Source organism: Mycobacterium alsense (assembly GCF_002086635.1).
Classification (GTDB): Bacteria; Actinomycetota; Actinomycetes; order Mycobacteriales; family Mycobacteriaceae; genus Mycobacterium; species Mycobacterium alsense.
Genome location: NZ_MVHD01000113.1, coordinates 1 through 2,899 on the forward strand (window position 1 = coordinate 1; position 2,899 = coordinate 2,899).

Below are 2,899 nucleotides of genomic sequence, written 5' to 3' on the forward strand. Positions count from 1 at the left end.
CAGGTGGTGGCGCGGGCGCGCGCCGCCGGCGTGGTGTGCCGGCCGCGCGACATCTTCGTCGAGCAGACCGTGGCCCGCCTGGCCGAGGTGGTCGGGATCGACAACGGCGACGCGCGAGTAGCCGACGAGGGCCTCGGGCCGGTGGTCGCGACGCCGATCATCCGCTGGTTGAACGGCGTGGAAAGCGCGGGGGGCCCCGTCGACCAGTTCAACCAGACGGTGCTGGTGCAGGCCCCCGTGGGGGTCGCCGAGGCCGAGGTGGTGACGTTGCTGCAGGCCCTGCTGGACCGGCACGCCATGCTGCGGCTGCGCGTCGACGGCGACAACCCGGACGGAGCCGGGGGCTGGTCGTTGACGGTGCCCGAGGCGGGGGCGGTCGACGCCCGTCGCTGCCTGCGCGCCGTGCAGGCGCTGTCCGACGCCGCGGTGATCGAGGCGCGGTCGCGGTTGGACCCGGCGGCCGGGGTGATGTTGAGCGCGCTGTGGGTGCCCTCCACGGCCCAGCTGCTGCTGATCGTCCACCATCTGGCCGTCGACGGGGTGTCGTGGCGGATCTTGTTGGAGGACCTCAACCTCGCCTGGGTTCAGCTCCGCGGCGGCCAGCAGGTGGTGTTGCCGGCGGGAGGGACGTCGTTTGCGCGGTGGGCGTCGCTGTTGGCCGACCACGCGCGCCACCCGCACGTCGTCGAGCAGGCGAACGCCTGGCGGCGGGTGGCCGCGACCACCGTGCCGCTGCCGGCGGTGCGTCCCGCGCTGGACACGTTTGCCAGCGCGGGGCAGTCGTCGATGGAGCTGGACGCCGAGACCACCCGCATGCTGCTCGGGGAGGTGCCCGCGGCGTTCCACGCCGGCATACACGACATCCTGTTGATCGCCTTCGCCGTGGCGGTCGCGGAATTCCTGGGCACCGACGGGCCGATCGGCATCGACGTCGAGGGGCACGGGCGCGACGAGGATTGGGCCCCGTCGGAAGAACAGGTCGATCTGTCCCGCACGGTGGGCTGGTTCACCACCAAGTACCCGGTGGCCGTGGACGCCGGGCGACTGGACTGGGCCCAGGTGGTGGCCGGCGACCCCGCCCTGGGGGCGGTGGTCAAAGATGCCAAAGAGCAGCTCCGGACCCTGCCGGACGGTCTGACCTACGGTTTGCTGCGTTACCTGAACCCCGACGTCGATTTGGGCGGGTCCGACCCGCCGATCGGGTTCAACTATCTGGGCCGCCTGGGTGCCGCCGCGGAGGTCTCCGGTGACGTCTGGGAGATCCGTCAGGACGGGTGGTCGGTCACCGGCGCCGCCGCGGCCATCCCCATGCCGTTGATGCACACCCTCGAGCTCAACGCCGGCACGGTGGACACCGACGCCGGCCCGGCGCTGCGCGCCGGTTGGACGTGGGCCCCCTCGGTCCTGGACCAGGCGCAGGTCGGCAGGCTGAACCGGCTGTGGTTCGAGGCCCTGGCCGGCATCTGCGCGCATGTGCGTGGCGGCGGCGGCGGACTTACCCCCTCCGATATCGCTGTTGGCCTCAGCCAGCAACAGATCGACGAGCTCCAGCGGCAATATGCGGATAGCTGACGTCCTGCCGCTGACCCCCCTGCAGCGGGGGCTGCTGTTTCACGCCACCACCCAGGATGGCGACGACGTGTATGCGGTGCAGCTCGATATCACGCTGGACGGTTGGCTCGATCAGCACCGCCTGCGCGACGCCCTGCACACGGTGGTGACCCGGCATCCCAACCTGGCGGCGCGATTCTCCGACAAGTTCGACGAGCCGGTGCAGATCATTCCCGCCGATCCCGTCGTGCCCTGGCGGTATGTCGACCTCAGCGGCGGTGACCCGGATCCCGCGGACGTCAGCGACCAGATCCGGCGGGTGTGCGCCGCCGAACGCGCCGCGGTCCGCAGCCTTGCCGACCAGCCGCCCTTTCGGGCCGCCCTCATCCGCACGGCGGAAGACCGGCACCGGCTGGTCCTGACGAATCACCACATCGTGCTCGATGGGTGGTCGCTGCCGATCCTGGTGGGTGAAATATTCGCCAGCTACTGCGGGCAACGGCTGCCCGTCGCCGGGCCGTATCGCAGGTTTGTCACCTGGCTGGCAAGCCGCGACCTCGATGCCGCCCGCGCCGCCTGGGGTGAGGTGCTGGCCGGATTCGACACCCCCACGCTGGTGGGTGCGCCGGGCCGGTTGAGGCTGGGCCCCCGGGGCGTCGCGACCTTCCGGGTGCCCGAACTGACCACCCAGGCGCTCGGCGAGCTGGCGCGCTCGCACCACACCACCGTCAGCACCGTGCTGCAGGCCGCCTGGGCGCAGCTGCTGATATGGCAGACCGGCAGGCACGACGTCGCCTTCGGCACGACGGTCTCGGGCAGGCCCGCCGAGGTGCCCGGTGCGGACTCGATGGTGGGCCTGTTCATCAACACCGTGCCGGTGCGCGCGAACGTCACCGCCGCGACCACCACCGCCGACCTGCTCGATCAGCTGCAAAACGCTTACAACCACACGCTCGACCACCAGCACCTGGCGCTCAACGAGATCCACCGCCTCGCCGGCCAGGACCAGCTTTTCGACACCTTTTTCGTGTACGAGAACTACCCCCTCGACACCGCCGCGCTCTCGGACATCGGCGGATTGACCGTCACCGAGTTCACGCACCGCGAATACAACCACTACCCGCTCGCGGTCCAGGCCATGCCGGGTGACGAACTGCGCCTGCGCGTCGAGTTCGACACCGAGGCCTTCGACAGCCGCGACATCGAGGCGTTGGTGGGGCGGTTTGAGCGGGTGTTGGTGGCGATGGCGGCCGATGCGGGGCGGCGGTTGTCGTCGGTGGATGTGTTGGGTGAGGTTGAGCGTGCTCGGTTGGAGGGGTGGGGTAATCGGGCGGTGTTGGGGCGGTTG

The 2,899-nt window shown here is 70.6% G+C and carries 1 pseudogene; it reads left to right on the plus strand.

The window, feature by feature from the left end:
* Positions 1-2,899: pseudogene (locus tag BST11_RS26660) on the plus strand (condensation domain-containing protein); the annotation flags it as partial.